Genomic DNA, 26,851 nt, shown 5'->3' with positions numbered 1-26,851 from the left:
GACTGACGGATGACGCAGGAAAAAAAGCAGGAATTTACCCGCCGGTTAAGCTGCTGTAACCGGGGGGAAATGATTGTGATTATATATGACATACTTTTTTCCCATCTGGAGGATGCCCTGGCAGCACAGGAAAAAGGAGCTTATGAGGAATTTCGGGAGGCAACAGGAAAAGCCGGGCAGGTGGTTAGAAGACTGATGGATGATCTGGATTTCTCTTATCCCATAGCCGGAGAGCTGTATCCCATTTATCAGTTTGTCAGCAGGCTGCTGGCTCTGGCGGTATGTAAAAATACAGCTCAGAATATACAGGATGCACAGAGGATTCTGAAGGAACTCTATGAGAGCTTTGTGGAGGCGGCAAAGCAGGATTCTTCAGAACCCCTGATGCAGCATGCCCAGCAGGTTGTGGCAGGTATGACATATCAGAAAGGAAGTCTGACAGAGACCGTTCAGGGCTCTGACAGTTCAAGAGGATTCTTTGCGTAAGAATCCTCATTGTACTGTTTGGCCTTGGTCAGCAGGAATTTGTAACGCATCTGCATGGCGTTTACCTGATAAATACAGCAGTCAATCAGGTCCGGATCCATGGCGTTTTCAAAGTTATTGTAGGCCAGGTCCAGATCATATCTGGCCTGCTCCAGGTCATCTAAAAGTAAAGAGTAAGCAGTTGTATGAGCGATTCGCTTTTTTGAAATTTGAAACATATGCGTCCCTTTCCTTTTCTGTAACGATTCTCCAAAAACTCGGAGGATACCGTTTTCTTACTTAAAGTATAAGCAAAAAGTTCCGGCTCTATACAAAAAAGTCATAAATTTTTCCAGAAAGTATATAAATAATATCAGGAGAATTCTGGTTCAGAGAAAGGGACAGCCATGGAAAAATATTATGGAATTGCAGCTATCGGTCTGATTTGTCTGGTGGTACTGCTGATGGGAAATATGAAGCAGAAAGCAGGGATGATTTCCACCTTTGTGCTTCGTGCATTTGCAGGGGCTCTGGGCATCTGCGTGGTGAATGAAATTTTAAAAAGCCAGGGGATTGCAGTGGCGCCGGGCATTAATCCGGTAACGGTTTTGACAGTCGGAACCCTTGGTATCAGCGGGTTTGCGTTGATTTACGGACTTTTTTTCTATCGTTTATTGTAACATTCTGACAAAAATAAAAAAGTTTCTCCAATCTACTTTACAGGAGCCGGAAGCTGGTTTATAATCCTAAGAAATCGTCCGCTTTATACTTACGGACAGAAGGGAAAGAGGTGGTAGATTGGAGGAATCAGAATTGTCATCAGCCTGTTGCTGACAACTGCAGCGGTGGTGACGGACATACGAACAGGCAGAATCAGTAACCGGCTGATTGTAAGCGGCCTGACAGCAGGACTGTTTTTTCGGATTGCAGAATCCGGATGGACAGGAATTATCGTTTTTCTTTTAAACGTATCTTTACCGGTTATCTTATGTTATCTTTTATTTCTTATGCATGCCCTTGGGGCAGGCGACATCAAACTGTTTTCCGTAATAGGTGGAATATGGAGTTTAAAAATTCTTATGGCAACCCTGGCAGTATCTTTTCTGGCTGGCGCAGGAATGTCCCTTTGCAGACTTCTGTATTATCATGAACTGGTTCCCGGGCTGAGCAGGTTCGGCACATATGTACGCCGGTGCATTGCAGAGGGAAAACTGGCAGAATATCCCGCAGAATACAGGGGAAAACAGCATATCATTCATTTTTCAGCAGCAATATGGATTGGATTTATCATTGCTTTGGAGGTGGCTTATTGAAAAAAATTTCAGTTGCCGTCTGTGATACGGATCAGGCATATGGAAAAAAGCTGGGGGAATGGATTTCCCTGGAAAAAGGAGAAAGACTGCGAGGCTGCAGTTTTTCCGGACCGGAAGGGTTTCTGGAATTCCGGAAAGAGCAAAAGACGGAGATTGTGCTTCTGGGCACCGGATTTTGGGAAGATGTGCGGATTCTGGAACAGATAAAAGAACCAAGGATAGAAGAAGGAGAGGAAGAACCGGAAAACCTGCAGGGAGATACGGTGTGGATATATCTCCATGACCCGGAGCAGGAGGCAAAAGTGCCGGAAGCAGTAAAGAAGCTGCCCGCCATAGAGAAATATCAGGCAGCGCCGGACATTGTCAGAGAGATTTTCCTGTATTACCGGAAATACGGACAGGAAACACAGGAAATCACAGGTTCCGGGAAAGAAGTTCTGGGGATATACTCGCCTGGACACAGCATTCTGCAGACGCCCTTTGCCCTGACGCTGGCTCAGGCCTTCACCCAAAAAGGCAGGGTACTTTATGTGAATTTAAAGGAATGCGCCGGGTTTGCCAGATGGCTTCAGGAAAATTATCAGCGGGATTTACTGGACGTCATGTATCTTTGCCTGAACGGGGAGCGGAATATCCCTGACTGTATCAGAAGCGCAGCCTGCTCTCTGGAAGGGTTTGATTATATCCCTCCGGCAGAGGATGGAATCTGTCTGGGGGAGACGGACAGAAAGGATTATGTGGAATTTGTCACACTGCTGGCAGAAAAAAGCGGGTATGATGTGGTGATACTGGATTTCGGCATGATGATTCCCGGATTTTTTGATATTCTGGAGAAGTGCAGCCATGTATATATTGCATTGGAACAGGAGGAACTGCAGGAGGAAGCAGTCTGCCATTTCAGGCAGATGATGTCCAGGCAGAATCGTCCTCTGCTGGAGGAACATGTTACTTTTCTCCGGCTGCCTGCTGCCAAAACAGGGAGATACCATGGGGTACAGAGGCTGCAGCAGTGGATCTGGGGAGAACTGGGGGACTGTGCCAGACAGCTGGCGGGGGGATAATGTGGAACAGATCAGAAAACGTGTACTGGAACAGCTTGATATGACCAGAGAGCATGAGGAGGAAGAGGTGCTGGCAGTTATTGATGAGGAAATCTGCCGGGCGGCCAGGGAACGGGTGATACCGCTGAACTGGAGGAAAGAGCTGCGGATGCAGGTATTTCATTCTCTGCGAAAACTGGATGTACTGCAGGAGCTGTTAAATGAAGACGATATTACGGAAATTATGGTAAATGGAGCAGATCATATTTTCTATGAAAAAAAGGGGGAGATACTGTCATGGGACAAATGTTTTTCCTCCAGAGAGAAGCTGGAAGATATTATTCAGCAGATGGTTGGAAATCATAACCGAATGGTCAACGAGGCGGAACCCATAGCAGATACCAGACTGGCGGACGGCTCCAGGGTAAATGTGGTTCTGCCGCCGGTGGCACTGGAAGGCCCGGTGATATCCATCCGCAAATTTCCGGAGCACCCTATTTTGATGGAGCAGATGACAGAGAGCGGTTCTATCAGCAGGGAGTGTGCCGAATTTCTGAAAAAACTGGTGGAAGCCGGTTACAATATTTTCATTTCCGGGGGAACCGGGTCAGGGAAAACAACATTTCTGAATGCCCTTTCTGAATTTATTCCAAAATCAGAGCGTGTAATTACAATTGAAGATTCCGCAGAGCTGCAGATTCAGGGAATTGCCAATCTGGTACGTCTGGAGACCAGAACAGCCGGAGCAGAGGGAACCCTTGCCATTACTGTACGGGATCTGATTCGAACTGCTTTGCGTATGCGGCCGAACCGGATTATCGTGGGTGAAATCCGGGGCGGGGAATGTCTGGACATGCTTCAGGCCATGAATACAGGTCACGACGGTTCTCTGAGTACGGGCCATGCCAACAGCTGTCAGGATATGATCAGCCGTATGGAAACCATGGTGCTCATGGGCATGGAACTGCCTTTGACGGCCATCCGCGCCCAGATTGCAGCCGGAGTGGATATACTGGTACACCTGGGCCGGCTGAGAGACAGAAGCAGACGTGTTCTGTCCATCGTGGAAGTTGCCGGGGTGGAACAGGGAAATATCATACTGAATCCCCTGTATGAATTTGTGGAAATGGGAGAAAAGAACGGGAAAATTACCGGAAGCTGGCAGAAAAAGGGAGAGCTGATCCACCAGGGTAAGCTCTATCGTGCAGGAATGGAGGGGACAGGTGCAGGATTATAGATATTATGTGCTGAACTGGAAAGAAAAGCTGCTGTGTATAGGTATCACCGTCACAATGGCGGGAGCCATATCCTGGCTGTTTTATCGAAATGTTTATGTAATGGCAGGGGGCGTGCTTTTGTATCGTCCGGTAGAAACCAGCGTCCGTACCCGCCGGCTGGAAAAGCGGAAAAGTGAGATGCTGTTTCAGTTTAAGGATATGCTTCAGATGATATCGGCAGCATTGAAGGCAGGCGCTTCCATGGAACATGGATTTGTACATGCCAGGGAGGAATTTGAAAAGCTGTATGGGACTCAGGCTGTTATGACACAGGAACTGATCTGGATAACCCATCAGGTTAATCTGAATGTGCCGCTGGAAGAACTGGTGGAGAATCTGGCAGAAAGAAGCGGTCTGGAAGAAATAAACAGTTTTGTTCAGGTGTTCGTTTTTGCCCGGCGAAGCGGCGGGGATTTTATGAGGATCTTCCGGAATACAGCAGATAAAATCAGGGAAAAGGCAGAGGTGACGCGGGAAATTGAAACGGTAATGGCCGCGAAGCGGCTGGAGATGAATATTATGAATCTGGTGCCTTTTGGGATTCTGCTGTATGTGGGGATCAGTTCTCCGGAATTTCTGGAGCCTCTTTACGGAAATCCAGTGGGAGCGGGGATTATGACCGTTGCCCTTGGAGTTTATGGCTGCACCTGCAAAATGGCAGAGAAAATGGTAAAGATTCAGGTATAGGAGAGAGGGACATGTATGGATATATTGTGGGTGCTGTCTGCAGCGGCGGAGCTGCCTGGTACATAAAAAAGAGTTCAAAGAACAGGAAATGGTACGAGGCATGTCTGATTCTGACAGCAGGGTTTTTTCTGGCAGCGGTGCTCTGGCAAATGGATAAAAGCACCGGGAATCAGCAGAAAATAGCAAGAAATCTGCCGGGGCAGGGAGTGGAAGAAAGGGAATATCTGGTGGATGTGGAAGGGGTACTGGAGGAATATCCTCTCCATGTTCAGGCAGAGGAAAAGAAACTGACCCGGAAGGAGAAACAGGAATATCTGGAGCGTGCAAAACAGGAACTGGATCAGGTTATTTCAGGAGAAAATCCTTCTGTGGACCATGTGAGCAAATCTCTGTACCTGCCAAAAACCCTTCAGGATGGGGCTGTGGAAGCAGAGTATACTTTTTCCGATTATGAGGTATTTGACCCGGAAGGAAATCTCACCGGAGAAGTAGACGCTCCGGTTCTGGCAGAACTTACCGTAGAACTGGCCTGTCAGGGAGAGAAATGTCTGTATCAGTTTTCTGTGCAGGCAGAACCGCCGGAGCAGTCTGTTGAAGAACGGTTTGTGAAGTATCTTAAAGAGGCTTTGTCTGCAGAAAACCAGAAGACAGATGCTGAATATCTGGAACTTCCGCAGAAACTGGAGGGGAAAAAGATTATCTGGAAAGAACAGACAGAAACCAGGAGCACAGGAGGCCTGATTCTGGGTGCAGCGGGAGCGGTGGGAGTTATTCTGGCAGAAAAAGAGAAACAGAAACGCCAAATCCTGGCCCGTCATCAGCAGATGCTTCAGGATTATCCGGAAATTGTCAGCAAACTTTCTCTATTATCCGGTGCAGGTATGAGTATGATATCAGCCTGGGAGAGGATTGCCCTGAGTTATCAGGCCGGCAGGGAAAAGAAAGGCGGAAAACGGCGGGAGGCCTATGAAGAGATGCTGACAGTTCTTCATGAAATACAGGCCGGGACAGGAGAACTGCAGGCTTTTGAAAATTTCGGGGAACGGTGCGGACCGGATGTTTACCGCAAATTGTCTTCTCTGATTGTACAGAACATCCGAAAGGGTGCAAAAGGTATGCAGCGTCTGCTGGAGGAGGAAGAGAGGGAGGCTTATGAACAGAGAAAAGCCAGAGCCAGGAAAGCAGGAGAGGAAGCAGGTACCAGACTGCTTCTGCCCATGGGGATTATGCTGATTCTTGTGCTGGTTCTTCTGGTGGTTCCTGCAGGTCTGACTCTGCAAATCTGACGGAAGGTTATAAAATTAATGAATATTTAAAAAGGAGATAAGGTATGAAAGAATTTACAGCAAAATTATCGAAGGGATTCAAAAGAGAATGGAAACGTTTTTTACAGGAGGAAGAGGGCATGGGCGTAGTAGAAGTGATTCTTATTGTAGTGGTGCTTATCAGCCTGGTTGCTTTATTTAAAACTCAGATTCAGAAGCTGGTGACAGATATTCTGAAAAAGGTAACAGAAAATGCAAAGAAAATCTGAGGGAAAAGGAAAAAGGTGTCAGGGAAGTATCACCTTGTTTCTGGCCCTGATTCTGACCCTGATTTTTTCGGTACTGTTTTCTCTGCTGGAAGCGGCCAGGGTACAGAATCTTCAGATGATTGCCCGGCGGAATTTGCAGCTTCGTCTGGAATCTCTGTTCAGCGCTTATAATCTTCCCATGTGGCAGAATTATCACATGCTGTTTCTGGAGGGGGCTTCCGAAGAAGGTCAGCTTAAGCTGACAGGAATGGAGGGAATCGTGATGAAAGAAGGGGCTCAGGAACAGAAGGGAGCCGGATTTTATCAGATGGAATTAAAGGATTTTCGCATTACTGCCTGCGCACTGGCTACAGATTATCAGGGGGCATATTTTAAGGAACAGGCAGCCAGGGCAGTCAGAGATGGATTTGCAGCAGATATGAGCGGGCTCTGGAAGAAAAAGCTGGAAGAGGGCGGTAAACTGGCGGACAGCCGGAAAGAACTGGAGAAAACGTGGGAGGCAGCGCAGGCTGCAGAAGAGGACGCCAGAAGATCCCAGGAGGAAAGCATGGAAGATGAGGGAAGGAAAGACAGTGGGGAAAATGTTTCTTCCGTAAAACAGCCGCTGCCGGAAAACCCCATGGAACTGGTGAAGCTGTGGAAAAGTTCTCCCATACTGGGACTTGTTGTGGAAAACCCTTCCGGGTTATCTGCCGCAGGAGTTTCTGTGGAAGAATGTCTGCAGAACAGAAAAAAGAAACAGGGAAATCTGGAAAAGCCCCGGACAGACACAGGGGCAAAGCTGTGGCTGATACGGTATCTTTATCACTATTTTTCCTGTCAGAACGGAGCCGGAGAGAAGGGTGGCAATACCCACGCACTGGAATATGAGCTGGAATACTGTATCGGCGGAAAAGGGAGTGATCGGGAAAATCTGGAGCAGGTGGTCAGAGAACTGTTATTGCTGCGGGAGGCGGGGAATTTTGCCACTATTCTAAAAGACAGCGGGAAACAGGCGCTGGCTCTTGAAATAGCCACAGCAGCAGTGGGATTTACCGGTCTTTTGCCTCTGATACAGGCAGTGCAGACAGGAATCCTTCTGGCCTGGAGCTATATGGAAAGTATACTGGATGTGCGGTGTCTCCTGGCAGGAGGAAAGGTGCCGCTGATAAAAGAGGTATCTGAGTGGAAAAGTGATGTGTCAGCCGGATATAAGGTACTGGAAAATCAGACGGGGGCCGAATCAGAGGAGCGGGGGCTGACCTACCGGGATTATCTGCAGATTCTTCTGCTTTCAGTCAGGGAATCGCTTCTGACCGGCCGGGCCATGGACATTATGGAATATAATATCAGACTTCTGCCGGGAAGAGAAGGGTTTCGCATGGATCATCTGCTGCAGAAGGCGGAAGCAGAGGGAACCTACGGGGCAAATCCCCTGTTCCTGGGATTTATCACCGGCGGAAAAGGAAAGGACGGGATGTATCATTTTGATGTCAGCTGCAGAAGTTCCTATTAACAGTAAGAGGCGTTACGGAAAGAAGGATGATATTGGCAGTAAGAGGTGTTTCGGAGGGAGTAGCGATATGGGCAGAAAGAGACATCCTGAAAGGAGGGATGAAAAAGTGCCCTGGATAACAGGAAAGGAAAACGAAAAATTCTCTCTCAGGCAGCAAATAAAAAACGAAAAATGTTATGGAATAATTTGCGGAGCACATTCGGAATGTTATTCCCGCTTTTGGCCAGGGGCACTTTTTCATTCCTCTGTTTCAGGCAGTCTGACGGTAGAGGCAGCGCTGGCACTCCCTGTTTTTCTGTTTGCTGCGGTTATGATACTGTTTATTTTTCGAATCATGCAGATTCAGTATATTGTGGAAAACTCTCTGGACAAAGCAGTGGCAGAAGTGTCCCTTATAGATGGGATTTCCAGGCAGCAGGCAGAAAATCTGACAAAGGCTGCATTTTACAGGGAACTGGCAGTGCAGAACTGCCCCCTGTCCCATATTGAACGGGAAATCGGCGGATTTTCCTGGAAAAATACCTATGTGGATGAAACGATGATTGATGCGCAGGTGGGGTATTCGGTGTCTTTTCCGCTGAGATTTTTTGGCAGAAAGAGGATAAAGCTCCAGGATGTGTGCAGAATGCGCAGATGGATTGGGGAGCGGGCGGTCAATTCCGGAAATCAGGAGCAGGAATGGGTGTATGTGACCCCCAAAGAACAGGTTTATCATGTAAGCCGGGCATGTACCCATCTGAAGCTGTCTGTAAAAGCGGTGTCCTCTGACGGGCTGAAATCCCAGTGGAAAACCTGCGGAGCCTGTGGGCACTGTGCAAAAGGAAAAAAAACGGGGGCTGTGGTTTATGTTACCCGTGAAGGAGAGTCTTACCATCTGAATATAAACTGCAGCGGATTAAAGAGAACAGTGTATATGATACCAAAAGAACAGACAGGGGGAAAAAGGCCCTGTACAAGATGTGGAGGAAAATAAAATGCAGAAATATGTATTGCTGGGGTTGTTAAGTTTATGTACCTGGGAAGATATCAGACAGAAGAAAGTTACATTGATTTACATTCTGATATTTGGGATTATCGGTGTCTGGATGCACCTGTTTGCACCTGCATGTTCTGTTTACAGTATGCTGTGGGGAATGGTTCCGGGAGCAGTGATGATAATGGTAAGCCGGTTCAGCCATGGCAGTGTCGGAGTGGGAGATGGGATTCTGCTGACAGTAACAGGAATCTATCTGGGCAGTCCTGGCAATCTGGAACTGTTTCTCACAGGGCTTTTGCTGGCCGCCTGTTGGGCGCTGTTTCTTCTGGCCACCGGCAAAAAGAAAGGAAAGGAAACAATCCCTTTTATTCCCTTTCTTCTGGCTTCTTATGTGGTCATGATAGTCAGGTGGCAGATATGAAGGTCAGAGGCAGTCTGACGGTGGAAGCTGCGCTGATTCTTCCGATTGTTCTGTTTTGTATTCTGCTGATTCTGAATCAGGGGCTGGAACTGTACAGAGAGGTCACTGAGACTGGGAAAAAGCAGGAAATGTGGGAAGAATCTGACCCGGCAGAACGGTTTCGCGTGTTAAAATTACTGGAGGAAATATAAGAGTGAGGAATGAGAGTATGGAGGAGAACAGAGAAGAAAGGGGAACAGAAAAGAGGCCGGGTATACATGAAGCAGGTCTGACAGTAACTTACAGAAGAAATCTCCGCAGAAGTCATATGTATATCAGGGAACAGGGGACGGTTGAAAGGCATGAAGTAAAAGTGCTGGAGGGCAGACAGGTGCCTCATTTGCTGAAGGTGGAAACCAGTGTTGTGGAAGGAGAAACGTATTATCTTTATGATATCAGCGGAAAACAGCAGATAGAAGATTATCTGTCCGGGAAAAGGATGGGATATGAAATACTCTGGCAGCTGCTGTTCTCCATCGGGGAATTGTGCAGAGTGCTGCCGGATTATCTGCTGCGGGAAGAAGGAGTCTGCCTGCGGGAAGAATACATTTATGTGAATCTTGAGGACGGCAGCCTGTATTTCACCTACCTGCCTTTCTGGCAGGAAAGCCTGACGGAATCATTTGAACGCTATATGGAAGGTGTGCTCAGAAAAACAGATCATCAGGACCAGGAGGCCAGGGAGCTTGCGTATCAGGTGTACCAGATGTGCCTGGTGGAAAATACCAGTATACATAAAATACTGGAAGCTGTAATGACAGACAAAAAGAAAGAAGAACCTGGTCTGGAAAAACGGGATAAGCCTGCGGCAGAGTATTTTTCGGAGGAAGAAGCAGAAGAAACTGTGAAGGAAAAAAGAAAGCTGTGGGAGCAGGCAGCTGACAGAATGATCAGTGGTCTGAGCAGCATAGCCCTGTTCAGTCAGCTGTCGGAACAACTGGAAAAACTGCTGAAAAAGGAACCGATTCATCTTAAACATAAAATTTCCGGACAGGAGAAAAAGGCAGATAAAAGGAAGAAATTCCGTAGTAAAGGGGGTGGGAAAAAATGGTTTCGGAATGCAGGTATCCGAAGCAGGAAGGAAGAAACGTCCCATTCGTCTTTCGATGAAACTTCTGCCCCAAAGAGGAAAGGGTTCTGTTTATCTGAGACTTCTGCTTATCCTGCAGAGACGGGAGAAGGAAAGACAGGGGAATGGGGCATGAAAAAGGAAAAGGCAGAGGAATATACACCGGTTCATCCCACGGAAATCCTGGCGGTCCGCGGAGGGGAACCTGTGGGAAAACTGATGTATCAGGGCATACACGGGTGCCAGGATATTTTCATTACCGGGGATGAGTTTCTGATTGGAAAGAACAGACGGCAGGCTCAGGGAATTATTGAAGCCCAGGGAGTCAGCCGGCTCCATGCCAGAATCAGCCGGCAGGAAATGCGGTATTATCTTGAAGATCTGAATTCCACCAATGGTACATATCTGAATGAAATCCCTCTGGAGTATCATCAGAAGAAGGAACTGTGCAGAAATGACCGTGTTCGTTTTGGGCTGGAAGAATATCTGTTTTTCTGAATTCGGGATATGCAGGCAAGCCCGTAGTTGACTTTGCCCCCAAAAATTTATATACTAAGGATATTGAAAAATTTGGAGGCTCTGGTATGAAAGTAAATATTTATTATGGCGGACGGGGATTACTGGATGATCCCACCTTATATGTAATTAATAAAATGCAGGAAGTTCTGAGGGAGCTTCGGGTGACAGTGGAGCGTTACAATATATATGAACATAAAAACAGTATTTCTACCCTGCCCCAGACCATTAAGAATGCAGATGGAATCGTTCTGGCCACTACGGTGGAATGGCTTGGAATTGGCGGCTATATGCAGCAGTTTCTGGATGCCTGCTGGCTCTATGGAGATAAGGAGAAATTTGCCACAACCTACATGCAGCCCATCGTAATGTCTACCACATATGGAGAAAGAGAAGGAGAGATTACCCTGGCAAGTGCATGGGAAATTCTGGGCGGACTGCCCTGTGCAGGTCTGTGCGGGTATGTGGAGGATTTGATTTCTTTTGAGATGAACCGGGATTATACAGTGCTGATTGAGAAGAAAGCAGAAAATCTGTACCGTACGATTTCTCAGAAACTGAAAAGTCTTCCCAACAGCAATCAGGCGGTAAAACAGTCTGTTCTGCGGCCTCAGCAGCTGGAACTGACGCCTCAGGAAAGCGAACAGCTCTCGAAGTTTGTCTCAGATGATGTCTATGTGAAGAAACAGAAAGAGGATATTGAAGAGCTTAGCAGCATGTTCCGGGATTTGCTGGGACAGAGTGAAGAAAATGCGGAGATGGCTTATGTGATGGAGCTGGAAGCCCATTTTGTTCCGCAGGAAGATTTTTCCGCTACTTATCTGTTTATGATAGACGGGAAGAAAAAACCCCTGACCGTGGAAGTGCACAATGACGAACTGCGGGTACATTACGGACAGGGAGAAAAAATTGACGTCTATACCAAGCTGACCCCTGCAGTTATGGATAATATTATTCAGGGCAGAATGAGTTTTCAGCGGGCCTTCATGACAGGGGAAATGACTGCCAAAGGAAATTTTAAAACATTAAAAATGCTGGATCAGATATTTATTTTCAGCTAGACAGGAGGATAGGAATGAAAGAAGACTGTATTTTCTGTAAAATTGCTGCAGGTGAGATTCCGTCGAAAACCATATATGAGGATGAAGAATTCCGGGTAATTCTGGATATCAGTCCGGCAGTGAAAGGACATGCACTGATTATTCCAAAGGATCACTATGCAAATCTCTTTGAACTGCCGGAAGCGCTGGCAGTAAAAGTAATGATTCTTGCCAGAAAACTGGCTGCTCACATGAAAGAAGTGCTGCAATGCGATGGATTTAACCTGGTGCAGAACAATGGAAAGGCAGCAGGCCAGACCGTATTCCACTTCCATATGCATCTGATTCCAAGATTCGAGAATGATGGAAATCAGGACAGGCTGTGCTGGAATCAACTGGAAGTATCGCCGGAAGAAATGGAAGAAATCTGCAGCAAACTTAAATTGAAGGAAGAATAGTTCATCAATGGGATAAAATGTACAGGATACATTTTCTGCCGGCTGTCTGCCAGGAAGCCGGGACAGTATTTTTGTTTCACAGGAAAGACACTTTCACGATTAATGTGCCAGGTCCTTTCCTGTGAAAGGAAAAAGCGCCCCTGTTCTCTGTTTTGAGTTCAGGACTGTCCGGCAATCTGTTCTAAAAGCTGCACCACCGTTTCCACAGAATTGAGCTGTTCACTTTTTGCCATGGCATCCGCATACTGGCTGCGGTTTTTGAACAGATTCCGAACAGATTCCAGAAGTATTTCCTGGCTGAGCTGTTCTTCTTCAATAACCATGCTGAAGCCCTGACGTTGAAAAGAGCGGGCATTTAAAATCTGATCCCCCCGGCTGGCGCTGGCTGAAAGGGGAATCAGAATATTGGGCTTTCGCAGAGCCAGCAATTCGCAGATAGCGTTAGCCCCGGCTCTGGAGATTACAATATCTGCCAGTGCAAACATATCACTTAATTCTTTATTTGCATATTCGAACTGTGCATACCCTTCTGTTTTGTCAAGTGTTTCGTCCAGATTTCCTTTTCCGCATAAATGCAGTACCTGATAATCTTTCAGCAGTTCCGGAAGAAGGCCCCGGACAGTTTCGTTAATAAACTGAGAACCACTGCTTCCGCCGATAATCATAATTACCGGTTTTCCTGCCTTAAAATGACAGTATGTAAGAGCGCTCAGGGGATTTCCGGAAAGGAGTTCCTGGCGGATGGGGGAACCTGTCAGTACAGCTTTGTCCGCAGGAAGATAGTTTAAAGTTTCCGGAAAATTGCAGCATACCCTGGAAGCATTTGGAATGGCCAGCTTATTGGCAAGTCCCGGCGTAATATCAGATTCGTGTATGACAGCCGGGATTCTGCGGTGTTTTGCGGCCATGATTACAGGAACGGAGACAAACCCTCCTTTGGAAAATATCACGTCCGGTTTCAGCTTTTTGAGCAGGGAACGGGCCTGTCCGTATCCTTTGATGACCCTGAAGGGATCGGAAAAATTTTTCCAGTCGAAATACCGGCGCAGTTTTCCGGAGGAAATGCCATAGTAAGGAATACCGCACTGCTCTATCAGTTTTTTTTCAATTCCGTCACAGGAACCAATGTAACGGATATCATAACCCAGTTCTTTTAATCGGGGAAGCAGGGCGATGTTGGGCGTCACATGCCCGGCGGTGCCTCCTCCTGTTAAAACAATTCTTTTCATAATAACCTCCTGACCGTTTTCTGATTTGCCATACTCTTATCTTATACTGTTCTGGCAAAAAGTCAAGAGAAGCAAATTGTCGGAAATGGTTGAAACATGCGGCGAAAAAAGCCCTTTGGGCACTTCACAGACAGGACAGGAATATTTATAATAAAATATGAAAAGGAGGGACATGCTTATGGAAGAATTGATGAAATTCTGGCAGAATTATAATGGAATTCTGACACAGGCGGCCATTGTCTTTGCAGGAATGCTGCTTTTACTGCTTCTTGCAGGGATTTTACGACAGATAAAAAAGCTGAATAAAAGCCTTGGAAATATTACAGGAAAAATACAGGCTTATTTTGATGTGATACTGAGAGAAGAAGAGGAATATGAGGAAGAGATAAAACCGGGTCCGGAACCGGTACAGGTACATACCAAAGAGCAGGAAAGAACAAAAATGTCCGAGGAGCAGGAAAAGAAGAGGAGGGAGGATGAAAAAATATTTAATGCAGTGCTGCAGGAATACTTTTCCTGAAAGGTCTTTTCTGTTTGACGAAGCAGAGCATATTTGTTACAATATTGTGGTAGATGTTGGCAGATATTATGACCTTCGGGCAGTATGAGATGACAACACAACGAATGGATTCTTTTCGAAATGGATGAAAAACAAAGGAGTGGAAATCATGGAAAAAGTATCATTTGATTATGGAAAAGCTGCAGGATTTATCAGCCAGGAAGAAGTTACTTATATGACAAAACTGACAGAGGATGCCAGAGAACTGCTGGTTTCCAAAACCGGAGCAGGAAATGACTTTCTGGGATGGCTGGATTTGCCGGTAGAATATGATAAGGAAGAGTTTGACAGGATTAAAAAAGCAGCGGCGAAAATTCAGGGTGATTCAGAAGTGCTTGTTGTGATTGGAATCGGCGGTTCCTATCTGGGTGCAAGAGCTGCCATTGAATTTCTGAGACATGGATTCTACAACAATGTGTCAAAGGAAATCCGTAAAACACCGGAAATTTATTATGCAGGAAACAGCATCAGCAGCACATATCTTGCCGGACTGATTGAAGTAATCGGTGACCGTGATTTCTCAGTTAATATTATTTCCAAGTCGGGAACCACTACGGAGCCGGCCATTGCATTCCGGGTATTTAAGGAAATGCTGGAAAAGAAATATGGCAAAGAAGGCGCGGCAAAGCGTATCTATGCCACAACAGATAAAGAAAGAGGGGCGTTAAAGGGCCTTGCCACAGAAGAAGGATACGAGAGCTTTGTGGTACCGGATGATGTAGGCGGACGTTTTTCCGTACTGACAGCAGTTGGCCTCCTTCCCATTGCAGTCAGCGGCGCTGACATTGACAAACTGATGGAAGGTGCAGCGAAAGGGCGCGACATGGCTTTGAATCAGCCTTTTGCTGAAAATGACGCCATGCAGTATGCGGCAGTGCGCAATATCCTGCTGAGAAAAGGCAAAGCAGTGGAGGTACTTGCCAATTATGAACCGGCACTTCATTATGTTTCAGAATGGTGGAAACAGCTTTACGGAGAAAGCGAAGGAAAGGATCAGAAGGGTATCTTCCCGGCATCCGTGGATTTGACCACAGACCTCCATTCTATGGGACAGTTTATTCAGGACGGTGCCAGAATTATGTTTGAAACTGTAATGAATGTGGAAAAAGCCCGCAGCACCGTGAAGATCAATGAGGAACCGGTGGACCTGGACGGCCTGAACTATCTTGCAGGCAAAGATATGGATTTTGTCAATAAGAGCGCCATGAATGGAACTATTCTGGCTCATACAGACGGAAATGTACCTAATCTGGTAATCAATATTCCGGAGCAGAACGAATTTTATCTGGGCGAACTGTTCTATTTCTATGAGTTTGCCTGTGGTCTGAGCGGATATCTGCTGGGTGTGAATCCCTTTAACCAGCCTGGTGTGGAAAGCTATAAACGCAATATGTTTGCATTGCTGGGCAAGCCGGGATATGAAGCAGAACGGGAAGAATTATTAAAGAGACTGTAAAAGCACAGGAACAATATGATATGCGTCTGACGCAGCAGAGGTGCCTGTTTCCCATAAAATGAAGGGGAACAGGCACCTCTTTTTCTTCTATAGAGGAAATTCCTCTGGATTTCCTATAGAAGAAAAAAACAATGATGCGCAGCTCGCGGGGGTGATGTTTATTGCTGCGCAATCCGCTCGCGCGCGGAGAATGCGCATAGCGCATTTTTTTTTATCTTATAGAAGATACAGTGTTAAAATATGTGATTTTATGAAAAAAACAAAATAATATTACACCGGAGCATTACTGACTTTGATCTAACTGAAAGGTATCCACATTTGTTTCCAGTGAAGAAGCAATCTCCTGCAGTTTGGAGGCATATCTGGAAATTTCCTGCATAACGTTTGCAACTTCCAGAACTGCAGCTGAAGTTTCCTGTGTATTTGCAGCATTTTGCTCTGCGATGGAGGTCAGGTTCTGTACCACATCCACAATATTGACACGGGCAGAATTTAACTGGTCAGTGCGGTTGGCAATGGTATCCACATTTGCAGCTGAGGAGGCGATACCGCCCTGAACCTGAGTAAAGGCAGAACCGGTCTGAGTCACATTTTCATTTTGCTGCATCATGATTTCTCTGACAGATTCCATAGTTTCTACCGCTTTCTGAGAATCTTCCAGCAGATCATGTATAATGGAATCAATCTGGCTGGCAGATTCGTTGGATTGTTCGGCAAGTTTCTGAATTTGGGAGGCAACCACAGCAAATCCACGGCCCGCTTCTCCGGCTCTGGCCGCCTCAATGGAAGCATTCAGAGACAGCAGGCTGGTTTCGTCAGCAATGGCAGAAATCAGACTGGTGGCTTCTCTGATTTTAAGGGCAGATTCGTTGGTGGTATGGGTCTGTTTATATATTATGTTAATGGAATCAATGGCACGCTGGTTCACGGAGTGCAGTTCATGAAGAGTAGAATCTGCCATATCACTGGAAACCCGGATAGACTGTGCAATGCTGCGCAGAGAGGAAACCTCTGAGGAAGTATTTTGCACCATGTTGCCTATAATCAGGATATCGTCAGAGGCTTTCTGAGTTTCTTCGGCCTGACTGGCAGCGCCGACGGCAATTTCCGAAACAGCCCGTTCCACATTCTGAACGGTTCCTGCGGTTTCAGCAGCGCTGCTGTTCAGAGATTCCGATGTGCGATACAGCAGGGCGCTCTGTTCTTTAATATCAGAAATCACATCTGTCAGGGCGGAGCGAAGAGACAGCAGAGCAGTCCCCATAGCCCCTGTTTCATCTTTGCGTCTGCAGATTTGTTCCAGCCGCGTATCTTCTGTTAAATCCATATTGGCAAACTTTTTAATAATTTCAGAAATAGTTACAATAGGCCTGGTCATCCAGGCAATCAGAAGATAGCCGGAAATACTCAGCAGAAGTGCCAGGATACTGCTGTAAAGAAAGGCAAGTCTGCTGACATCTGTGACAGGCTTCAGAACGTCATTTTCATTTGCAATGAGGAACAGAATGGCCTTTCCACTGTTTACTATATAATAGGAAGCATATATGCCCTGGCCTTTGTAATCATAGCTGAGAATATCGGGTTCCGGGAAATCACCTTCTCTGACCTGTTCCAGCAGACTGGAAACAGCCGGAATATCGGCAGTCTGGCCAATGCTGTTTTTATCCGGATGAAAAAGGATGTTGCCCTCCGGGCCCAGCACATAAAAATAACTGGAATCCACATTTTGCAGCCCTACGTTACCCAGAAGGGTTTCCAGGCGGTCTGCATGGAGATAAATAATGGAAATGTTGGTATTCTGGTCCAGAACTTTTCCATAGGAAGCAGTAAGATCCAGCATGTAACTTTGGGTGGTGGATATAATATTTTTCTTAACATTTGGAATAATAATCCAGATACTGAGCAGTACCGTTGCAATAAGCGAAAACAGGAGAACGCTTACAACCCTTGTTTTAATAGAGGAAAGTCTGCTGGTGCCGGATGCTGCAGTTCTTTTCTCCTTTGCAGGAAAGTCTTTTTCTTTCACTGAAATATCCCCCTTTTTGTATATATGACATAATTATAGCAGTATGCATGAAACAATGCAATAAAAGTAGCATCAAATAGTAAATATGCACAAAAATGTACAAAATATCCATAAAATATTACAGAAGCGGAGGCGAAAAATCAGGTTCCAGAAAGGCTGTAAAAAATTGACAGCTTGACAATTTACAACTTCTTTGCTATAGTGTAACAAGTTCGTAACATTTGTAACAAATTTGAATAAAATAACATACAAATTTTTAAAATTTTTTAAATGTTATTTTAGCGGAAATTCAGGAGGTCAACTATGAAATTCAAGAGGGTTATGGAAAGCGGAATCGTTACAGCTTTTGCACTGGTGATGACAGTTTCTTCCGTGTGCGGCACAAACGTAGCAGTTCAGGCACCAGACAGCCAGGAAGTAGAATTATCAGCAGAACCGGCAGGAGTAAGCAATGGGTCAGAGAAAGCTACCAGAGAAAAAGTGGTAAGACAGGTAGTAGCGGCAGCCATGGCAGAAAATGAGCCTGAACAGACAGCAGCAAATACAGAAAAGATTTCAGGTCAGGAGAAAGCGGCCGATTCGGTAGAAACAGCGGAAGAACCGGAACAGGCAGCAGAACCTGTAACATCTGCAGAACAGCCGGAACAGGCCTCTGCGGAAGAGAATACAGAAACAGCAGCCCCGGCGGAACAGACAGAAGAACCGAAAAAGGCAGAAGAACCGCAGGAATCTGAGGAACCGTCACCGGAGTTACAGGAATCCCCGGAAGAATCACAGGAGATTCAGGAATCTGCAGAAGAAACAGCCGGTGAGGCAGCAGCAGTGGACAGTCTTGTGGCAATGGGAAGCGAAGAGGTTTCTCCCTGGGCGTCTAAATTATTACCGAATGTTGAGGATTATCTGAATATCCGTACAGAGCCTTCCGACGAAGCAGAGCTTGCAGGCAAACTGCACAAAGGAGCGTCAGCAGATATTCTTGAAAAAGGTGACGAATGGACAAAAATCAGTTCCGGAAGCGTGGAAGGATATGTAAAAAATGAATTCTGCGTGGTAGGACTGGAAGCAGAGCGTCTTGCAAACGAAGTGGGAACCGTATATGCCACCGCGACTACCGGAGGAGTGAGAGTCAGAGAAGAAGCCTCCGTTTCTGAGGAAACAGAAATTCTGGACGTACTGGAAGAGGGCGGCAGGATTAAGGTGGATACTGAGACAGAAGCCTCCGAGGGCTGGGTAGCAGTAAAACTGGAAGAAGGCACCGGATATATCAGTGCAGAATATGTAGATGTTGAATTAAAACTTGGGAAAGCAATTTCCATTGAAGAAGAGCGTGCAGCCATTGCGGCGGCGGAAGCAGAAAAAGCCAGAAAGGCAGCTCAGCAGGCAGGCAGCGGCATGTCACAGAGGGGAGCAGTATCAGCCTCCTATGATGACGTTACACTGCTGGGAGCCCTGATTCAGTGTGAAGCAGGCAGCGAGCCTTACGAAGGAAAACTCGCGGTAGGAGCAGTTGTTATGAACCGTCTCCGTGCAGGTTATGCAGGAAGTATTTCCGGCGTTATTTATCAGAGCGGACAGTTTACCCCGGCTTCCAGCGGAAGTCTGGCAGGTGTACTGTCAAGAGGTGTGGACGGAAGCTGTCTGCAGGCGGCTCAGGAGGCCATCGGCGGAGCCAGCAATGTAGGCGGATGCACCAGTTTCCGAAGCGTATCTTCCGGAATATCCGGAATCGTAATTGGAAATCATGTATTTTTCTAAACTTAAAATCAGGAATTTATGACCAAAAGGGCAGTGTAGGACTTCTTACACTGCCTTTTATATCTTATAGGGAACACATTTTCACGTTAATGTGTGAAAGTCTTCCTATAGAAGAAAAAACAATGATGCGCAGCTCGCGGGGTTGATGTTTATTGCTGCGCAATCCGCTCGCACAAGAGGTAAAATATTGCTTCGCAATTGTGCTAAAACGCGATACGTTCAGCATACTGCGTATGCTCTGACGCACCGCAAATGGCGCATTCTTTTTAAATTCCGGGAATCTTTCTGTCAGAAAAAGACAGGCAGCGCGATAAAAAATGTAAAAAGCAGCGGGATATCCATAAAAACCTGCCAGAGTTTCAGCATTTATTCTGCCTGTCCTGACACAAAAGAATCAGTGAAACAGGGATTAAATGTTGTATTATGCGTAAAAATATAGTAAGATAGCAACAGAAACCATACCCCTGAAAGGAGGGAATTTATGGAAGGTATTTTCTGGTTAATTGTAGTGGTAGTCATGGCAGTCATTGAAATTATTACCCTGGGCCTTACCACCATCTGGTTTGCAGGCGGGGCTCTGGTGGCATTCCTGGCCAGTCTGCTGGGCGCCGGACTGCTGATGCAGACCATATTGTTTATTGTGGTGTCTGTGATTCTTCTGGCAGTTACAAGACCCCTGGCAGTAGAATTTTTTAATAAGGGACGCATAAAGACCAATGCGGAAAGCCTGATTGGAGAGACAGCTGTGGTTCAGCAGGAAATTGACAACCTGAGGGCAAAGGGCATGGTAAGCATCAACGGGCAGGAATGGTCTGCAAGGTCTGTGGATAATGAGATCATTCCCAATGAAACTCTGGTGGAAATAATGGAGATCAGCGGTGTGAAACTGCTGGTCAGAAAAAAATAATGAATGGAGGATTTATGTATGGCAGGATATCTTGTATTGGTATTGTTTATTATTCTGGCGCTGATACTGGTAGTGTCGTGTATTAAAATTGTACCTCAGGCACATGCCCTTGTAATTGAGCGTCTGGGGGGATATCAGGGGACCTGGGGCGTGGGCCTGCACTTTAAGGTACCCTTTATTGACCGGGTGGCGAAACGTGTGCTGTTAAAAGAACAGGTAGTGGACTTTGCGCCTCAGCCGGTAATCACCAAGGATAACGTAACCATGCGGATTGATACGGTGGTGTATTTTCAGATTACAGACCCCAAACTGTTTGCCTATGGTGTGGAAAATCCCATTATGGCCATTGAAAATCTGACAGCCACCACACTGCGGAATATTATCGGAGATCTGGAGCTGGATGAAACACTCACATCCAGAGAGTTGATTAATACGAAAATGAGGGCCTCCCTTGATGTGGCCACAGACCCCTGGGGAATTAAGGTAAACCGTGTGGAACTGAAAAATATCATTCCGCCCCAGCAGATTCAGGACGCCATGGAAAAACAGGCCAAAGCGGAGCGTGAACGCCGGGCTGCTGTCACCCAGGCGGAAGGTGAAAAAACAGCAACCGTCCTGGTAGCAGAAGGTAAGAAAGAATCAGCTATTCTGGATGCGGAAGCAGAAAAACAGGCGGCAATCCTCCGGGCAGAAGCCAAGAAGGAAGCTACCATGCGTGAAGCGGAAGGCCAGGCAGAAGCGATTCTGAGAATACAGAAGGCAAACGCAGACGGACTTCGTTTCCTGAAAGAGGCGGCTCCGGACAGTTCCGTACTTCAGTTAAAGAGTCTGGAAGCATTTGCAAAAGCTGCAGACGGAAAATCCACAAAAATTATTATTCCCTCTGAAATACAGGGACTGGCAGGACTGGCCAAATCTGTAGTGGAGATTGGAAAAGAAAATTAAATACATTATTTGGAGCATGTTTGAAAAAGTTCCTGTTACAGCCTCCTGAGGCAATGGGATTTACATCTTTTTCCACATGCTCCAGATTGATATAAGGAGCGGAACCATGAATTTAAAAGGAAGAAGTTTTTTAAAATTAAAAGATTTTACCCCGGAGGAAATTACATATCTGATTGATGTGGCAAAAGAACTGAAAGAAAAGAAAAAAAAGGGCGTTGCCCATGATGAATTAAAGGGGAAGAATATAGCTCTGATATTTGAAAAGACAAGCACCAGAACCCGCTGTTCTTTTGAGGTGGCTGCCCATGATCTGGGTATGCACGTGACCTATCTGGATCCGTCAGGTTCCCAGATTGGCAAAAAAGAAAGCATTAAAGACACTGCCAGGGTACTGGGCAGAATGTATGACGGAATTGAATACCGTGGTTTTGGACAGGAAATTGTGGAAGAACTGGCAAAATATGCAGGCGTGCCGGTATGGAACGGTCTGACCAATGAATTCCATCCCACGCAGATGATAGCGGACATGCTTACGGTTCAGGAAAAATTCGGGCATCTGAAAGGAATCAGATTTGTGTATATGGGAGACGCCCGTTATAATATGGGAAATTCCCTGATGGTAACCTGTGCAAAACTGGGTATGCATTTTGTGGCATGTACCAGTAAAAATTATTTTCCGGAACAGGAACTGGTGGAATATTGCCGGGAAACTGCAGCAGCCTCAGGCGGTTCTGTGACACTGACAGAAGATGTGGCGGAAGGTACCAGAGACGCAGACGTGATTTACACCGATGTGTGGGTATCCATGGGAGAGCCGGAAGAGGTCTGGGAAAGCCGGATAAAAGAGCTGCTGCCATATCAGGTAAATCAGAAAGTTATGGAAAATGCAAAAAGTACCGCTGTTTTCATGCACTGCCTGCCGGCTTTTCATGATCTGGAAACCACCATTGGAAAACAGATTCACGAGAAATTCGGTCTTACAGAAATGGAAGTGACGGATCAGGTCTTTGAGGGAGCGCAGTCGGTGGTCTTTGATGAGGCAGAAAACCGGATGCACAGTATCAAAGCCATCATGTATGCAACCCTGAAATGAGGCATTTATGAGAACGAAGATTTTACAGATGCTGCGCCAGGCAGAATCCGGCCGGTTTATTTCCGGCCAGGAACTGTGTGAAACATTCGGAGTGTCCAGAACTGCAGTCTGGAAAGTGATAAAGCAGCTGGAAGAGGCAGGGTATGAGATTGAGGCGGTCCGTAACCGTGGATACCGCCTGGTATCTGTACCTGATATTTTATCGAAAAATGAACTGGAAAGCCGGCTGCAGACCAGATGGATGGGGCACCCCGTCTGCTATTTTGAACAACTGGATTCCACTAATACAGAAGCAAAGCGGATAGCGGAGAATCTGAAAGGCCGGGAGGGACAAGGCACTGTGGTAGTGGCCGATATGCAGACTTCCGGCCGTGGAAGACGGGGAAGAAACTGGAGTTCTCCTCATGGCGAGGGGATTTTTTTTACTGTGCTGTTAAAGCCGGAAATTGAACCGGCCAATGCACCCATGCTGACCCTTGTTATGGCGCTGGCAGCGGCAAAAGGAATTGCTGAGGTAACCGGGCTGACAGCAGAAATCAAATGGCCCAATGATATTGTGCTGAACGGGAAAAAAATTGTAGGTATTCTCACGGAAATGAGTGCCCAGGTGGATTATGTGAATCATATTGTGGTGGGCACAGGCATCAATGTCCACCAGACAGAATTTCCCGATGAAATTGCACAGACTGCCACGTCACTGGATCTGGAGCTGAAACGGGAAGGCCGGACACTGGAAATTTCCAGAGCATGTCTGCTGGGGAAAGTCCTGAGTCAGTTTGAACATTATTATGAAATATATCTGCAGACGCAGGATTTGTCCGCATTGATGGAAGAATATAATTCTCTGCTGGTAAACTGCAAACGTCAGGTGCGGGTTCTGGACCCACTGGGAGAATTTGAAGGAAAAGCGTTGGGCATTGACGCCGGCGGCCGTCTCATGGTGGAACGGGGACAGGAGCTGGTAAAAGTTTCTTCGGGGGAAGTATCCGTTCGGGGAATTTACGGTTATGTATAAGGATTTTGCCGGAAAAATGAAAAATCCCCCGGCAGGCTCAGGATATGGGAGGTTATGATGAGACAACAGGAAGGCGGAGAAATCATACTGTGCGGTTCCAGCGCCTATACCAGGAAATATTATCTGAATCAGGAATTTGAGGGATTGCCGGAAAGCATCAAAGATGATTTGAAAATTATGTGTGTGCTGTATACGGAGGATATCGGAGGTGTGCTCACGCTGCTGTTTGATTCAGAAGGAAGGCTGCAGTTTAGGACGGGAGCCGATGAAGGTGATTTGCTTTATGATGACATCGGAAGCGTGCTGAAGGTAAAGCAGCTCAGGCGGACCAGGCAGGAACTGCTGGAGTCGCTGGAACTGTATTTTAAAGTTTTTTTCCTGGGAGAAGAAATTTCCCCGGAGGATGTGGAGGAATAGAAATGTTATTAGTTGTGGATGTGGGAAATACCAATATAACCTTTGGAGTTTTTGACGGAGAACAACTGGAGGCCACCTTTCGAATGACCACAAAGCTCCAGCGTACTTCTGATGAATACGGAATCTGTGTACGGGATCTTGTGGCTCACAACCGGATTCAGCCGGAGGAAATCAAAGACGTGATTATTGCGTCCGTGGTGCCCAATGTCATGCATTCCCTGTTAAGCTCTTTTATCAAATATTTTGACATTCATCCGGTTATTGTGGAACCGGGGATTAAAACAGGCATCCGGATTGCCACGGAGAACCCCAGACAGATTGGAGCAGACCGGATTGTGGATGCTGCCGCTGCCTATGAACTGTATCATGGCCCGGTGTTTGTCATTGACTATGGAACAGGGACTACTTATGATCTGGTGGACGAAACAGGGGCTTTTGTGTCCGGCGTTACAGCACCGGGAATCCGTACTTCGGCCAAAGCATTGTGGGAGGATGCGGCCAAACTGCCGGAAATTGAAATCCGCAAGCCCCCCAGTATTCTGGCCCGTGAGACCATCAGCAGTATGCAGGCAGGGCTGATTTACGGGCAGATCGGCCAGACGGAATATATTATCAGACAGACGAAAAAAGAGACAGGATATCACGATTTGAAAGTGGTAGCCACCGGAGGTCTTGGGAAAATCATTGCAAATGAGACCGATGCCATTGACATTTATGACCCGAATCTGACGCTGCAGGGGCTGCGCCTGATTTACAATAAACAGAATCGCGGGAAATAGGGCAGAGGAAAAATTCAGACAGAACAGAAATTCAGATGGAAAAGGAAACAGATGGAACAATTAAAGATAGGAAATGTGGAACTGGAGAATAATCTGATTCTGGCACCAATGGCAGGGGTATGTGACCTGCCATTTCGCCTGCTCTGCAAAGAACAGGGTGCGGGACTTCTCTGCATGGAGATGGTGAGTGCAAAAGGGATTTATTACAATAATAAAAATACAGAACTTCTGCTGGCCATTCAGGAGCAGGAGCGGCCCGTGTCTCTGCAGCTTTTTGGTGCGGACGCCGGAATTATGAGCGAGATGGCAAAAAAAATTGAGGAGCGGCCCTTTGACATTCTGGATATCAACATGGGCTGTCCGGTGCCGAAGGTTGTCAATAACGGGGAAGGCTCCGCGTTGATGAAACAGCCAAAGCTGGTATTTGAAATCGTGTCGAAAGTTGCAGGAGCCATTCAAAAGCCTGTGACAGTGAAAATCCGCAAAGGATTTGACCAGGAACATGTGAATGCAGTGGAAATTGCCAGAATTGCAGAGGAGGCGGGTGCTGCCGCTGTGGCAGTTCACGGGAGGACCAGAGAGCAGTATTATTCCGGACAGGCGGACTGGGACATTATTCGTAAGGTAAAAGAAGCTGTTTCCATACCGGTCATTGGAAATGGAGATTTGCTCACAGGGCAGGATGTACTTGCCATGAAAGAACAGACAGGCTGCGACGGGTTTATGATCGGCAGGGGCGCTCAGGGAAATCCCTGGATTTTCCGGCAGATGCTGCATTTTATGGAAACGGGAGAAGAACTGGCCAGGCCAGACGCTGCAGAGGTGGCCAGAATGCTTCTGCGCCATGCCAGAAGCCAGATTGCCCTGAAAGGCGAGGAAACGGGTATTCGCGAAATGCGCAAACATGCTGCCTGGTACACAGGAGGTTATCGGAATTCCGCGAAACTTCGTGGAAAAATTAACGAAGTGGAAACCTACGGGCAGTTGGAAGAACTTTTTCAGACATATGTTTTTCAGGACAGTCATATATTGAAGAAACTGTAAATGGTTCCGGGAGGGACAGCCATCAGAAAGGGTATACAGCAAAGGAAATTTCTGAGAGAGCGCATCAGAGATTTTCTGGGGAAATTCAAAAGAAAACAGCAGAGGGAATCAGAGCCGGAGGAAATACTGCCGGAAGGAAATCCGTTTCTGCCCAGGCTGCGCATGATTCTGGAGCAGGTGCTGGAGCTGTACGGGCTGAATTACCGGAAATTTGCTCCGCTGCTTCTGGATACGGACACGCCTCCGGAGTCCATGCTGGATGAGGATGAGGTGGAACTGGTACTGGAACAGATTTCTTCGGGCCTGAATTTTTTAAAAATAGCCACGGACCGGCCTGCATATTTTCGGGCGTATATAGAAAGAATGTATGAGGATACCGGACTGGTTGTACAGCTGGAAGACAGGGAAGAAATTTCCATGACAGGGGTAAATGTGATTCTGGATATGGAGAAAAAGGGGTTTTGCCATAACCGTTATATGCAGGAAAATATCCTGTATATTCCAGTGTATAAAAGGCCCTGGAGCCGGGTCAAAATGATGGAGAATCTTGACATTTCCATACCTGTCGGGTATAATACGGTAATTGTTAAGGATAAGTATTTTAACAGACATCCCAGATAAGAAGACAGAAAAATCAGGAACAGACGTGGATAAAGATAAATAAATTTTAGGAAGGTGTTGTGTTATGGAAAAGAAAAATTTACTGACTTATGAAGGACTGCAGAAACTTGAAACAGAGCTGCAGGAACTGAAAGTAGTAAAACGAAAAGAAGTTGCCCAGAAAATCAAAGAGGCAAGAGAACAGGGAGATCTTTCTGAAAATGCGGAATATGATGCTGCAAAGGATGAACAGCGTGATATAGAGGCCAGAATTGAGGAAATCGAAAAGATTTTAAAGAACGCAGAAGTTGTGGTAGAAGATGAAGTGGATCTGGACAAGATCAACGTGGGCTGCTGCGTGAAGATTTTCGACTGTGAATTTGAAGAAGAGCTGGAATATAAGATTGTAGGTTCCACAGAGGCCAACAGCCTGCAGGGCAAGATTTCCAATGAATCTCCGGTGGGAAAAGCCTTAATCGGAGCGAAAGTAGGGGATACGGTCAGCATAGAGACTCAGGCGGGTGTCCTGGAATATAAAGTATTGGAAATTCAGCGTTCCAATTAGAACTGCAGGGCTGCATGAGGTATGGACTATTGAAAAACCCGGCAGAACAGATTTTTCAATATAGTGAGTGGAGAAACATGCAGCACGCTGAAAGAACGGGAGACGGAAATCAGGAAGTGAAGTACCGGAAT

At 46.5% G+C, this 26,851-nt stretch carries 30 protein-coding genes; 27 read left to right on the top strand and 3 right to left on the bottom strand.

All coding sequences use genetic code 11. From position 1 onward, the window contains the following. Positions 1-9 precede the first annotated feature (9 nt). Positions 10-486, top strand: coding sequence for a flagellar export chaperone FliS (locus tag C805_RS22835; protein WP_016216408.1), 477 nt, complete (start codon positions 10-12; stop codon positions 484-486). On the opposite strand, the gene C805_RS22830 is transcribed toward C805_RS22835, so the two are convergent. Then, complete coding sequence (locus C805_RS22830; protein WP_016216407.1) at positions 450-704, bottom strand: YaaL family protein; 255 nt, start codon at positions 702-704, stop codon at positions 450-452. The two genes, C805_RS22835 and C805_RS22830, sit on opposite strands and share 37 nt — an antisense overlap. Before the next feature lie 168 nt (positions 705-872). Between C805_RS22830 and C805_RS22825 the strand changes: the two genes are divergently transcribed. The 14 genes from C805_RS22825 to C805_RS22760 all read left to right on the top strand — a co-directional run bounded on the left by C805_RS22825 (position 873) and on the right by C805_RS22760 (position 12,330). Further along, positions 873-1,145, top strand: coding sequence for a pro-sigmaK processing inhibitor BofA family protein (locus C805_RS22825; RefSeq protein ID WP_016216406.1), 273 nt, complete (start codon positions 873-875; stop codon positions 1,143-1,145). A 147-nt stretch (positions 1,146-1,292) separates the two neighbouring features. Next, positions 1,293-1,778 carry an A24 family peptidase gene (locus C805_RS22820; RefSeq protein ID WP_016216405.1) on the top strand — a complete coding sequence of 162 codons (486 nt, stop codon included), beginning with the start codon at positions 1,293-1,295 and terminating at the stop codon, positions 1,776-1,778. Beyond that, positions 1,775-2,839 carry a P-loop NTPase family protein gene (locus tag C805_RS22815; protein ID WP_016216404.1) on the top strand — a complete coding sequence of 355 codons (1,065 nt, stop codon included), beginning with the start codon at positions 1,775-1,777 and terminating at the stop codon, positions 2,837-2,839. The genes C805_RS22820 and C805_RS22815 overlap by 4 nt, the downstream gene beginning before the upstream one ends. Before the next feature lie 40 nt (positions 2,840-2,879). Beyond that, positions 2,880-4,055, top strand: coding sequence for a TadA family conjugal transfer-associated ATPase (locus C805_RS22810; RefSeq protein WP_051135869.1), 1,176 nt, complete (start codon positions 2,880-2,882; stop codon positions 4,053-4,055). Continuing rightward, positions 4,042-4,782, top strand: coding sequence for a type II secretion system F family protein (locus tag C805_RS22805; RefSeq protein WP_016216402.1), 741 nt, complete (start codon positions 4,042-4,044; stop codon positions 4,780-4,782). Before C805_RS22810 ends, C805_RS22805 begins: the two co-directional genes overlap by 14 nt. 11 nt (positions 4,783-4,793) lie before the next feature. Next, entirely contained in the window at positions 4,794-6,068 is a 1,275-nt protein-coding gene (locus C805_RS22800; protein WP_016216401.1) for a type II secretion system F family protein, read from the top strand. A 44-nt stretch (positions 6,069-6,112) separates the two neighbouring features. After that, a complete protein-coding gene (locus tag C805_RS22795) occupies positions 6,113-6,316 on the top strand; it encodes a Flp1 family type IVb pilin (protein WP_016216400.1) in 204 nt (67 codons plus the stop codon). After that, positions 6,300-7,811, top strand: coding sequence for a DUF5702 domain-containing protein (locus tag C805_RS22790; RefSeq protein ID WP_016216399.1), 1,512 nt, complete (start codon positions 6,300-6,302; stop codon positions 7,809-7,811). Before C805_RS22795 ends, C805_RS22790 begins: the two co-directional genes overlap by 17 nt. 67 nt (positions 7,812-7,878) lie before the next feature. Then, positions 7,879-8,784, top strand: coding sequence for a TadE/TadG family type IV pilus assembly protein (locus C805_RS22785; RefSeq protein ID WP_016216398.1), 906 nt, complete (start codon positions 7,879-7,881; stop codon positions 8,782-8,784). Between the two features lies 1 nt (position 8,785). Next, positions 8,786-9,208 (top strand): prepilin peptidase, encoded by a 423-nt coding sequence (locus C805_RS22780; protein WP_016216397.1) that lies wholly within the window; start codon positions 8,786-8,788, stop codon positions 9,206-9,208. Next, entirely contained in the window at positions 9,205-9,399 is a 195-nt protein-coding gene (locus tag C805_RS22775) for a TadE/TadG family type IV pilus assembly protein (protein ID WP_016216396.1), read from the top strand. The genes C805_RS22780 and C805_RS22775 overlap by 4 nt, the downstream gene beginning before the upstream one ends. Before the next feature lie 17 nt (positions 9,400-9,416). Beyond that, entirely contained in the window at positions 9,417-10,814 is a 1,398-nt protein-coding gene (locus C805_RS22770) for a DUF6382 domain-containing protein (RefSeq protein WP_016216395.1), read from the top strand. Between the two features lie 86 nt (positions 10,815-10,900). Continuing rightward, on the top strand, positions 10,901-11,893 hold the full coding sequence (locus C805_RS22765; protein ID WP_016216394.1) for an SCP2 sterol-binding domain-containing protein: 993 nt from the start codon (positions 10,901-10,903) through the stop codon (positions 11,891-11,893). Positions 11,894-11,907: 14 nt separating this feature from the next. Beyond that, positions 11,908-12,330, top strand: coding sequence for an HIT family protein (locus tag C805_RS22760; protein WP_016216393.1), 423 nt, complete (start codon positions 11,908-11,910; stop codon positions 12,328-12,330). Between the two features lie 158 nt (positions 12,331-12,488). Here C805_RS22760 and C805_RS22755 read toward each other — a convergent pair whose 3' ends face one another. Continuing rightward, positions 12,489-13,559 (bottom strand): undecaprenyldiphospho-muramoylpentapeptide beta-N-acetylglucosaminyltransferase, encoded by a 1,071-nt coding sequence (locus C805_RS22755; RefSeq protein ID WP_016216392.1) that lies wholly within the window; start codon positions 13,557-13,559, stop codon positions 12,489-12,491. A gap of 178 nt (positions 13,560-13,737) precedes the next feature. Here C805_RS22755 and C805_RS22750 point away from each other — a divergent pair, with 178 nt between their 5' ends. Both C805_RS22750 and C805_RS22745 read left to right on the top strand, forming a co-directional pair. Then, a complete protein-coding gene (locus C805_RS22750; RefSeq protein ID WP_016216391.1) occupies positions 13,738-14,079 on the top strand; it encodes a hypothetical protein in 342 nt (113 codons plus the stop codon). 148 nt (positions 14,080-14,227) lie between these two features. Continuing rightward, on the top strand, positions 14,228-15,574 hold the full coding sequence (locus C805_RS22745) for a glucose-6-phosphate isomerase (RefSeq protein WP_016216389.1): 1,347 nt from the start codon (positions 14,228-14,230) through the stop codon (positions 15,572-15,574). A gap of 283 nt (positions 15,575-15,857) precedes the next feature. Here C805_RS22745 and C805_RS22740 read toward each other — a convergent pair whose 3' ends face one another. After that, positions 15,858-17,600 (bottom strand): methyl-accepting chemotaxis protein, encoded by a 1,743-nt coding sequence (locus tag C805_RS22740; protein WP_016216388.1) that lies wholly within the window; start codon positions 17,598-17,600, stop codon positions 15,858-15,860. Between the two features lie 303 nt (positions 17,601-17,903). Between C805_RS22740 and C805_RS22735 the strand changes: the two genes are divergently transcribed. From C805_RS22735 to greA, 10 genes are all read left to right on the top strand, one after another. Further along, positions 17,904-19,355 carry a cell wall hydrolase gene (locus C805_RS22735; protein WP_016216387.1) on the top strand — a complete coding sequence of 484 codons (1,452 nt, stop codon included), beginning with the start codon at positions 17,904-17,906 and terminating at the stop codon, positions 19,353-19,355. A 481-nt stretch (positions 19,356-19,836) separates the two neighbouring features. After that, positions 19,837-20,262: an NfeD family protein gene (locus tag C805_RS22730; RefSeq protein WP_016216386.1), complete on the top strand. Its 426-nt coding sequence runs from the start codon at positions 19,837-19,839 to the stop codon at positions 20,260-20,262. 18 nt (positions 20,263-20,280) lie between these two features. After that, the gene (locus C805_RS22725) at positions 20,281-21,207 is read left to right on the top strand and encodes an SPFH domain-containing protein (RefSeq protein WP_016216385.1); all 927 of its coding nucleotides are present in this window, start codon (positions 20,281-20,283) and stop codon (positions 21,205-21,207) included. Positions 21,208-21,313: 106 nt separating this feature from the next. Continuing rightward, positions 21,314-22,300 (top strand): ornithine carbamoyltransferase, encoded by a 987-nt coding sequence (argF, locus tag C805_RS22720; protein ID WP_016216384.1) that lies wholly within the window; start codon positions 21,314-21,316, stop codon positions 22,298-22,300. Positions 22,301-22,307: 7 nt separating this feature from the next. Further along, positions 22,308-23,315 (top strand): biotin--[acetyl-CoA-carboxylase] ligase, encoded by a 1,008-nt coding sequence (locus tag C805_RS22715; protein ID WP_016216383.1) that lies wholly within the window; start codon positions 22,308-22,310, stop codon positions 23,313-23,315. Positions 23,316-23,369: 54 nt separating this feature from the next. Beyond that, a complete protein-coding gene (locus tag C805_RS22710; RefSeq protein WP_371197675.1) occupies positions 23,370-23,732 on the top strand; it encodes a DUF6145 family protein in 363 nt (120 codons plus the stop codon). Between the two features lie 2 nt (positions 23,733-23,734). Next, positions 23,735-24,511: a type III pantothenate kinase gene (locus C805_RS22705; RefSeq protein ID WP_016216381.1), complete on the top strand. Its 777-nt coding sequence runs from the start codon at positions 23,735-23,737 to the stop codon at positions 24,509-24,511. Positions 24,512-24,562: 51 nt separating this feature from the next. Beyond that, entirely contained in the window at positions 24,563-25,555 is a 993-nt protein-coding gene (dusB, locus tag C805_RS22700; protein ID WP_016216380.1) for a tRNA dihydrouridine synthase DusB, read from the top strand. Then, positions 25,556-26,176 (top strand): hypothetical protein, encoded by a 621-nt coding sequence (locus tag C805_RS25530; RefSeq protein ID WP_016216379.1) that lies wholly within the window; start codon positions 25,556-25,558, stop codon positions 26,174-26,176. Between the two features lie 64 nt (positions 26,177-26,240). After that, positions 26,241-26,720, top strand: coding sequence for a transcription elongation factor GreA (gene greA / locus C805_RS22695; RefSeq protein ID WP_016216378.1), 480 nt, complete (start codon positions 26,241-26,243; stop codon positions 26,718-26,720). Positions 26,721-26,851: the final 131 nt, after the last annotated feature.

The sequence above is a fragment of the Eubacterium sp. 14-2 genome (assembly GCF_000403845.2).
GTDB lineage: Bacteria > Bacillota > Clostridia > Lachnospirales > Lachnospiraceae > Petralouisia.
The sequence above is the reverse complement of the archived record's forward strand: the minus strand, read 5'-3'. Positions and strand labels throughout refer to the sequence as shown.

Bases quoted from the DNA above. Each gene is read 5' to 3' on its own strand.
- C805_RS22760 (WP_016216393.1), top strand. From the start codon at position 11,908: ATGAAAGAAGACTGTATTTTCTGTAAAATTGCTGCAGGTGAGATTCCG.
- C805_RS22780 (WP_016216397.1), top strand. From the start codon at position 8,786: ATGCAGAAATATGTATTGCTGGGGTTGTTAAGTTTATGTACCTGGGAA.
- C805_RS22765 (WP_016216394.1), top strand. From the start codon at position 10,901: ATGAAAGTAAATATTTATTATGGCGGACGGGGATTACTGGATGATCCC.
- C805_RS22705 (WP_016216381.1), top strand. From the start codon at position 23,735: ATGTTATTAGTTGTGGATGTGGGAAATACCAATATAACCTTTGGAGTT.
- dusB (WP_016216380.1), top strand. From the start codon at position 24,563: ATGGAACAATTAAAGATAGGAAATGTGGAACTGGAGAATAATCTGATT.
- C805_RS22725 (WP_016216385.1), top strand. From the start codon at position 20,281: ATGGCAGGATATCTTGTATTGGTATTGTTTATTATTCTGGCGCTGATA.
- C805_RS22730 (WP_016216386.1), top strand. From the start codon at position 19,837: ATGGAAGGTATTTTCTGGTTAATTGTAGTGGTAGTCATGGCAGTCATT.
- C805_RS22810 (WP_051135869.1), top strand. From the start codon at position 2,880: ATGACCAGAGAGCATGAGGAGGAAGAGGTGCTGGCAGTTATTGATGAG.
- C805_RS22825 (WP_016216406.1), top strand. From the start codon at position 873: ATGGAAAAATATTATGGAATTGCAGCTATCGGTCTGATTTGTCTGGTG.
- C805_RS22735 (WP_016216387.1), top strand. From the start codon at position 17,904: ATGAAATTCAAGAGGGTTATGGAAAGCGGAATCGTTACAGCTTTTGCA.
- C805_RS22715 (WP_016216383.1), top strand. From the start codon at position 22,308: ATGAGAACGAAGATTTTACAGATGCTGCGCCAGGCAGAATCCGGCCGG.
- C805_RS22800 (WP_016216401.1), top strand. From the start codon at position 4,794: ATGTATGGATATATTGTGGGTGCTGTCTGCAGCGGCGGAGCTGCCTGG.
- C805_RS25530 (WP_016216379.1), top strand. From the start codon at position 25,556: ATGGTTCCGGGAGGGACAGCCATCAGAAAGGGTATACAGCAAAGGAAA.
- C805_RS22795 (WP_016216400.1), top strand. From the start codon at position 6,113: ATGAAAGAATTTACAGCAAAATTATCGAAGGGATTCAAAAGAGAATGG.
- C805_RS22750 (WP_016216391.1), top strand. From the start codon at position 13,738: ATGGAAGAATTGATGAAATTCTGGCAGAATTATAATGGAATTCTGACA.
- C805_RS22835 (WP_016216408.1), top strand. From the start codon at position 10: ATGACGCAGGAAAAAAAGCAGGAATTTACCCGCCGGTTAAGCTGCTGT.
- C805_RS22775 (WP_016216396.1), top strand. From the start codon at position 9,205: ATGAAGGTCAGAGGCAGTCTGACGGTGGAAGCTGCGCTGATTCTTCCG.
- C805_RS22710 (WP_371197675.1), top strand. From the start codon at position 23,370: ATGATGAGACAACAGGAAGGCGGAGAAATCATACTGTGCGGTTCCAGC.
- C805_RS22790 (WP_016216399.1), top strand. From the start codon at position 6,300: ATGCAAAGAAAATCTGAGGGAAAAGGAAAAAGGTGTCAGGGAAGTATC.
- C805_RS22755 (WP_016216392.1), bottom strand. From the start codon at position 13,559: ATGAAAAGAATTGTTTTAACAGGAGGAGGCACCGCCGGGCATGTGACG.
- C805_RS22770 (WP_016216395.1), top strand. From the start codon at position 9,417: ATGGAGGAGAACAGAGAAGAAAGGGGAACAGAAAAGAGGCCGGGTATA.
- argF (WP_016216384.1), top strand. From the start codon at position 21,314: ATGAATTTAAAAGGAAGAAGTTTTTTAAAATTAAAAGATTTTACCCCG.
- C805_RS22785 (WP_016216398.1), top strand. From the start codon at position 7,879: ATGGGCAGAAAGAGACATCCTGAAAGGAGGGATGAAAAAGTGCCCTGG.
- C805_RS22830 (WP_016216407.1), bottom strand. From the start codon at position 704: ATGTTTCAAATTTCAAAAAAGCGAATCGCTCATACAACTGCTTACTCT.
- C805_RS22745 (WP_016216389.1), top strand. From the start codon at position 14,228: ATGGAAAAAGTATCATTTGATTATGGAAAAGCTGCAGGATTTATCAGC.
- greA (WP_016216378.1), top strand. From the start codon at position 26,241: ATGGAAAAGAAAAATTTACTGACTTATGAAGGACTGCAGAAACTTGAA.